Below are 6,681 nucleotides of genomic sequence, written 5' to 3'. Positions count from 1 at the left end.
GTCCCGGCGCGCCGGGACCGCCGGCGGCCGTTGTGGCCCTCACCGGCCCCGGCGCCCTGCCCGGGGGTCCCGCATGAGCGTCACCACCGGCGGCGCCCTGCCCGGCCGCACGTACGACGTCGCGGTCGTCGGCGCCGGGGTGGTGGGCTCGGCCATCGCCCGCGAACTCTCCCGGCTCCCGCTGCGGATCGCCCTGGTCGAGGCTTCCGACGACGTCGGCGACGGCACCTCCAAGGCCAACACCGCCATCCTGCACACCGGTTTCGACGCCGTACCCGGCTCCCTGGAGTCCCGGCTCGTCCGGGAGGGGCAGCGCCGGCTCGCCGCGTACGCAGCCGAGAGCGGCATCCCGGTGGAGCCGCTCGGGGCGCTCCTCGTGGCCTGGGACGAGGAACAGCTGGCGGCGTTGCCGGGCCTCGCCGACAAGGCCGTACGCAACGGCTACCGCGCGGCCCGGATCATCCCCGCCGAAGAGGTGCGGGCCCGGGAACCGCAACTCGGGCCGGGGGTGCTGGGGGCGCTCGACGTGCCGGGCGAGTCCGTCATCTGCCCCTGGACGACCACGCTCGCGTACGCCACGCAGGCGGTCCGCGCCGGTACCGACCTCCACCTCAACTGCCGGGTGGAGTCGGTCGCTCCGGGCGACCCGCACACCCTGGGCACCAGCCGCGGCCCCCTGCGCAGCCGCCACCTGGTCAACGCGGCGGGCCTGTACGCCGACGAGATCGACCGGCTCCTCGGCCGTGCGGACTTCACGGTGACGCCCCGGCGGGGCCAGCTGATCGTCTTCGACGGGCTCGCCCGCCCCCTGTTGCGGCACATCCTGCTGCCGGTGCCCGGTGCGCTCGGCAAGGGCGTGCTGGTGACGCCGACGGTGTACGGGAAGGTGCTGCTCGGGCCGACCGCCGAGGACCTGGACGACAAGACGGCCACGGGATCGACCGCCGAAGGGCTCGCGCTGCTGCGGGAGAAGGGCCGGCGGATCCTGCCGGCGCTCCTGGAGGAGGAGGTCACCGCCGTGTACGCCGGGCTGCGGGCCGCCACCGGGTCCGAGGACTACGCCATCCGGGCCCACCCCGCACAGCGCTACGTCACCGTCGGCGGGATCCGCTCGACGGGCCTGACCGCGTCGATGGCGATCGCCGCCCACGTGGTGGAGCTGCTCGCGGACGGCGGCCTGCCGGTGACGGGCGCACGGGAGCCGGAGCCGGTGCGGATGCCGAACCTGGGCGAGGCGTTCCCCCGGCCGTACCGGGACGCGGAGCTGATCGCCACTGACCCGGAGTACGGCAGGATCGTCTGCCACTGCGAGCGGGTGACCCGCGGGGAGATCCGCGACGCCCTCGCCGGGACCGTACCGCCCGGCTCACTGGACGGTCTGCGGCGGCGCACGCGGGCGCGGGGCGGCCGCTGCCAGGGCTTCCACTGCGGCCCCGCGGTCCGCGCGCTGTTCGAGGAGGCCCGCCGGTGAACCGTACGGTCGACGTCCTGGTGGTCGGCGCCGGGCCCGCCGGGCTCGCCGTCGCCGCCCGCCTCGCCGGGGCGGGCGCGGGGCGGGTCGAGGTCGTGGAGCGCGAGCAGGAGGCGGGAGGCGTACCGCGCCACTGCCACCACGGCGGGTTCGGCCGGCCGCCCCGCCCCTGGCTGCGGGGACCGGAGTACGCACGGCGCGCCGCGGAGGCCGCGGTCGGGGCGGGGGCCTCGGTCCGCACGGGCGTCAGCGCCACCGGCTGGGCCGGGCCCCTGGCGCTGGAGACCACGAGCCCGGCGGGCCTGGAGCGGATCACGGCCCGGGCCGTCGTGCTCGCCACGGGTGCCCGGGAGCGCCCCCGCAGCGCCCGGCTGGTGCCGGGCTCGCGGCCGGCGGGCGTGCTGACCACCGGGGAGTTGGAACAGGCGGTCCACCTGTACGGGCAGCCGGTCGGCCGGCGGGCCGTGGTGGTGGGCGCCGAGCCGGTGGCCCGGCACGCGGTGCGCACCCTGCGCCGGGCGGGCGCGGAGGTGGTGGCGGTGGTCACCGAACGCCCCCGCGGCGCCGCCGTGCCGGGGGTGCCGCTGCTCACGTCGACGACGGTGGGCGAACTGCGCGGCCGGGGCCGCCTGTCCGGGGTGGCCGTACGCCACGAGGACGGCCGGTCGGGCGTGCTCGCCTGTGACACGGTGGTCTTCACCGGCGACTGGATCCCCGACCACGAGCTGGCCCGCCGCGGCGGCATCGGACTGGACCCCGGCACCCGCGGCCCCTGCGTGGACGCCTCGTTCCGTACATCGGCTCCGGGCGTCTTCGCGGTGGGCAACGCCCTGCACGGCGTCGAGAGCGCGGCCACCGCGGCCGCGGAGGGCGCCGCCGCGGCGGCCGGGGTTCTGGCCCGCCTGTCGGGCTCCCCCTGGCCGGAGTCCGGCCCGCCGCTGGTGGTACGGACGCCACTGGTGTGGGTGACGCCGAACCGGGTCACGGGCCGCGCGGGGCGGCCGTTGCTGCTGCGGTCCGGGGAACCGCTGACGGCCCCGGTCGTGGCGCTGGCCCAGGACGGCCGGACGCTGTGGCGCCGGCGCTTGCCGGGCCTGGTGTCACCGGCGCGCTCCCTGCGCCTGCCCCCGGAGTGGACGGCCCGGGTCGACCTCGCAGGCGGTCCGGTGACGGTGCGGCTCGCCTGACGGCAAACCTGGTGACAGCCGCTACCGGGATCCGGCCACGGCCCGCAATACGACCGGGCGGCGGGCCGACGAGGCCGATATCGCCCGGGCGGTCGCCGAGTCCGGGGCCCGTCGTGCTCCTGGCCGGCGGGGCGGCCGCGGAGGACGCCCGCAGGACGTGCGGCGCAGGGACGGCGAGCGCACCCTGCTCGCGACCGGGCGTTCGTGGGTCAACGCCAACCAGAGTCCCGGCAAACCCGTGACGGGATCGAGCGGGCCCTGCGGCACCTGTTCGGCGTCACCCGGGTGGTCCGGGCCGACGGCGTCGCCGGCGAGGACATAACGGGCTGCCACATCGACGCCCTGGCACGGTTCGCCCGGCCGGGTGTCGTGGTCATCGGCGCACCGGACGGGGCGGCCCCGCCGGACGTGTGGACCCGTGCCCAGGCCCGCGGGGTGCTGGAGCGGGCCCTCGACGCCCGCGGCAGCCGGCTCGCCCTGGTGGACCTGCCGGAGCCCCGCGACCGGCGCGGCCGCGGCCCGGAGTTCCTCGCGAGCTACGTCGGCCACCACGTCACCAACGGGCGGCGTGACCCTTCCGTGCTTCGGTGCCTAACGGCGGACGCGAACGCCGCGTCGATCATCCGGGACCTCTGCCCGGGCCGCGAGGTGCGGCAGGTGCCGGTCGGCGGACTGGCCGAGGGCGGCGGCTGCATCCACTGCGCGACGCAGCAACTGCCGCTGTCCACACGGCAGTCGGTGGCACCTCCCGACCGGCGGCCAGCGCTCGCTGGCCTATCATCTGTTCGATTCCCGCCGTCCGTGCCGTCGCAGAGGTGCGGGCGGTGGTCCTTGACGAGAGGCAACGAACACTTGCGATTGACAGGCAAGCACCGGATATCCATCCTCGCGGCGGCGGCAGCCGCCGCCGCGATCGCCGGAAGTGTGCAGCTCACCTCCAGCGCGTTCGGCACCGAACCCACCGATGACGCCTCGCCGGAGGCCGTGAGTTCCCCGGCGGCGCTGCCGGCCGTGGCGGACGTCGACTCCCACGCGGAGGACTCCGGCGTTTACGGCAGCGACGGCACGGCCTTCAAGGGCGGCGTCCTGTCGCTCGGCGCACCGGCGTCCCGGCCCGCGTCGAAGCCGGCCGTGGCCACCGCGCCCGCGCCGCCCCAGGGCGACGGGTGGAAGCTGAGCAGCGCGACCAAGTGGCTGCAGACCGGCTACACCCTCAAGTTCTACGACCAGAAGTCCGCCGACTGGCTGGCCCCGTACGTCCAGGCCACCGCCGCGGACCTGCGCCGGATCACCAACATGCCCGTCACCGTCGACACGAAGCCGGTCGGCTGGGACTACGCCCGGCCCCGGGGCGAAGTGGTCATCGGCGTCGCGCACCGGCCGTGCCTCCCGCCGGAGGACGGCGGCAGCATGGGAAGCACGGGCTGGAAGGTGGTCCGCGACGGCTCCGGCGCCGCGAACCTCAGCTGTGGCTTCACCAGTTCCTCACTGCCCGGGACGGCGACCAGCGGGCACGCCTACATCGACGACGAGTTCTTCACCCCGGCCGGCAAGCCCACCGCCGCGATGGGCGAAACGTACATGCGCAACCACATCAGCCACGAGATCGGGCACACCCTGGGCCTGACGCACGCCAACCGCAGCATGAACAAGAGCGACTGCGTCAAGGGCACCGACTCCGGCGAGTTCCCGGTCATGTGCTCGCCCGCGTACGCGTACCAGGACAAGCGCGCCGGCACCTACGTCCAGCAGTTCGACGTCCAGGGCCTGCGCCTCCTCGCCTCCGGAGGCGGCGCCGTGCTGCCGCCGCAGGGCAAGGTGACCGGCATCGGCTCCAAGTGCCTGGACGTCAAGGGCGGAAAGGCGGCCAACGGCACCCAGATCCAGCTCTACACCTGCAACGGTTCCGCGGCGCAGTCGTGGATCCTCGGCAAGGACGGAACACTGCGGGCGCTGGGCAAGTGCCTGGACAACGCCCGCAACGCGAGCACCAACGGCAACAAGATCAGCCTCTACGACTGCAACGGCACGGCGGCGCAGCACTGGTCGGTCAACGCCAAGGGGCAGATCGTCCACGTGGCGTCGGGCAAGGTCCTCGACGTGACCGGCGGCTCCACCGCCAACGGCACCGTCGTGCAGCTCTACTCGGCGAACACGAACAAGCGCCAGGTCTGGGTCGCCCCGAAGTAGCCCCGTCCGCCGCCTGATCGGGCGGTCGGCCGGCTGATGCCGAACGGCCCCCGGGCCGGCGCTGACGCGGCGGAGGGCGGATGGCCGGAGGCTGCCTTGCCCGGGCCACGGGCGGGTGACAGCGTGGGCGGCAGCGCGCGCACCGCACCTTTCCCCCGCCCGGGCCGAGCGCCGGGTGCGAGCCCCGAAGGGGGCGTGACATGCCGCCCCACCTGCCCTGCGGACCCCGGCCCGTCCTCCGCGACTCCTGCCCGTACGGCACCTGGGACGTCCTGCGGGCCCTGCCCCATCCCCTGCTCCGGCCGGGAGTGCGGGGGTACCGGGGCTACCGGATGGCCCTGGAACACGGCCGTCGCAGGCTGGAGGTGCCGGACGCCTGCGCCTCGCTGGTCTTCAACCTGGCCGGTCCCGTCTGGGTGACCCTGGGCACCGCGCGGGACGCGGCCCCCCGTCCGTACACGGCGCTGCTCTCCGGCCTCCAGACCCGGCCCACCGTCGGTGAACACGCGGGCCGGGTGGAGGGCGTGGAGGTGCTGCTCGCCCCGTGGGCCGCCTTCGGCCTGCTCGGAGTGCCGATGAGCGACCTCACCGACACGATGGCCGAACCGGCCGACGTACTCGGCCGGCGGGCCGATCTGCTGGCCGAGGCGCTGCACGCCGGCACCGGCTGGGCCGACCGCTTCACCCTGCTGGACGACGCCCTGCTCGGCTGGGCCGGGGGAACGGGGACCGGCCCGTCGCCGGCGCTGCGCGGGGCCTGGCGGGAACTGGTCCGCAGCCGGGGCTCCCTACCGGTCAACGCCCTGGCCCGGCGGACCGGGTGGAGCGTCCGGCGGGTGGAGTACCTGTTCCGGGAACAGGTCGGGCTCACCCCCAAGACGGCCGCCCGCGTGCTGCGCTTCCAGCACGCGCTGCGGCTCGTCAACAGCGGCGGACAGCCGCTCGGGGACGTGGCCACCGCCTGCGGGTTCAGCGACCAGTCGCACATGAACCGCGATTTCAAGGCGATGAGCGGGCGTTCACCACGCCGGTTCCTCGCCGAGCGCCGGGCCGCGCTGCCCGGGCCGCCGCGCCCCGACCGCGTCAGCGGTCAGGTGACCAGCGTCGTACTGCCGGGGCGGTGACGGGTGCGGGAGCGGATCAGTCGATCTTGATGGAGCTGACCCGGTTGTCCCAGCCGCTGCGCATGGAGTCCTCCTGGTGGTTGGGCCCGGTGTTGCCCGGGTACCAGTAGCCGCCGCCGTTCGCGTTCTCGGCCAGGTGTGCCGTGCAGGCGCCGGTCCAGTAGGAGGAGGTGGAGTTGTCGAAGCTGTAGGCGGAGAGGTTCTGCCAGTAGCCGCGGTCGTAGAACTTGAGGTCGCGGCCGCCCTTGCCGGTGTACTGGTAGAGGTCGAGCGGCGTGGCACAGGCGGCCACGACCTGCTGCGCGGAGGCCGTGGCGCGTAACTGCTTCTCGCGCGTCTCCTGCTGCGCGGGCGTACGGAAGCACTCCACCGCGCCACGCGTCTGCCACACCATGCAGACCTTGGCGTCGCCCCAGTCGCCGGACAGGTCCACGGTGCGGCCCTCGAACCGCGCGTACCGGGCCGTGGCGTCCGGGGCGGTGGAGGCGGCGGCCTGGGCGGGTGCGGCGACGAGGGTGGAGCCGCATACGGCCGCGGCGCCAGAGCGACCGCTGCGCTGCGCTTGACGAACATGGACGGAGTCCCTTCTGCGGGTCTCCCGGCACTCGCCGGGACCCCCTCATCCTGGGACGGCGCCGACTCCCGTTCTAGGACAAACGCGCACCTGTCTCTTATACACATCTGACGCTGGTGATCGTCACGGCCGACC

5 protein-coding genes are annotated in these 6,681 nt (G+C 75.0%); 4 read left to right on the top strand and 1 reads right to left on the bottom strand.

From position 1 onward, the window contains the following. Nucleotides 1-73 precede the first annotated feature (73 nt). The 4 genes from ACWGH1_RS34960 (at nucleotide 74) to ACWGH1_RS34945 (ending at nucleotide 5,972) form a co-directional block, all read left to right on the top strand. On the top strand, nucleotides 74-1,471 hold the full coding sequence (locus ACWGH1_RS34960) for an FAD-dependent oxidoreductase (RefSeq protein ID WP_453357644.1): 1,398 nt from the start codon (nucleotides 74-76) through the stop codon (nucleotides 1,469-1,471). Beyond that, entirely contained in the window at nucleotides 1,468-2,658 is a 1,191-nt protein-coding gene (locus ACWGH1_RS34955) for an NAD(P)/FAD-dependent oxidoreductase (protein WP_453409352.1), read from the top strand. The genes ACWGH1_RS34960 and ACWGH1_RS34955 overlap by 4 nt, the downstream gene beginning before the upstream one ends. 204 nt (nucleotides 2,659-2,862) lie before the next feature. After that, a complete protein-coding gene (locus tag ACWGH1_RS34950; RefSeq protein WP_453357048.1) occupies nucleotides 2,863-4,848 on the top strand; it encodes an agmatine deiminase family protein in 1,986 nt (661 codons plus the stop codon). Between the two features lie 200 nt (nucleotides 4,849-5,048). After that, entirely contained in the window at nucleotides 5,049-5,972 is a 924-nt protein-coding gene (locus ACWGH1_RS34945) for a helix-turn-helix domain-containing protein (RefSeq protein WP_453357655.1), read from the top strand. A gap of 16 nt (nucleotides 5,973-5,988) precedes the next feature. On the opposite strand, the gene ACWGH1_RS34940 is transcribed toward ACWGH1_RS34945, so the two are convergent. Next, the gene (locus ACWGH1_RS34940) at nucleotides 5,989-6,405 is read right to left on the bottom strand and encodes a hypothetical protein (protein ID WP_453357654.1); all 417 of its coding nucleotides are present in this window, start codon (nucleotides 6,403-6,405) and stop codon (nucleotides 5,989-5,991) included. Nucleotides 6,406-6,681: the final 276 nt, after the last annotated feature.

It is taken from the genome of Streptomyces sp. NPDC054883, from assembly GCF_053610645.1.
Note: the sequence above shows the minus strand (reverse complement) of the source record. Positions and strands in the feature narration are given on the sequence as shown.

Excerpts from the sequence above, each read along its gene's own strand:
- ACWGH1_RS34960 (WP_453357644.1), top strand. The coding sequence starts at position 74 with ATGAGCGTCACCACCGGCGGCGCCCTGCCCGGCCGCACGTACGACGTC.
- ACWGH1_RS34945 (WP_453357655.1), top strand. The coding sequence starts at position 5,049 with ATGCCGCCCCACCTGCCCTGCGGACCCCGGCCCGTCCTCCGCGACTCC.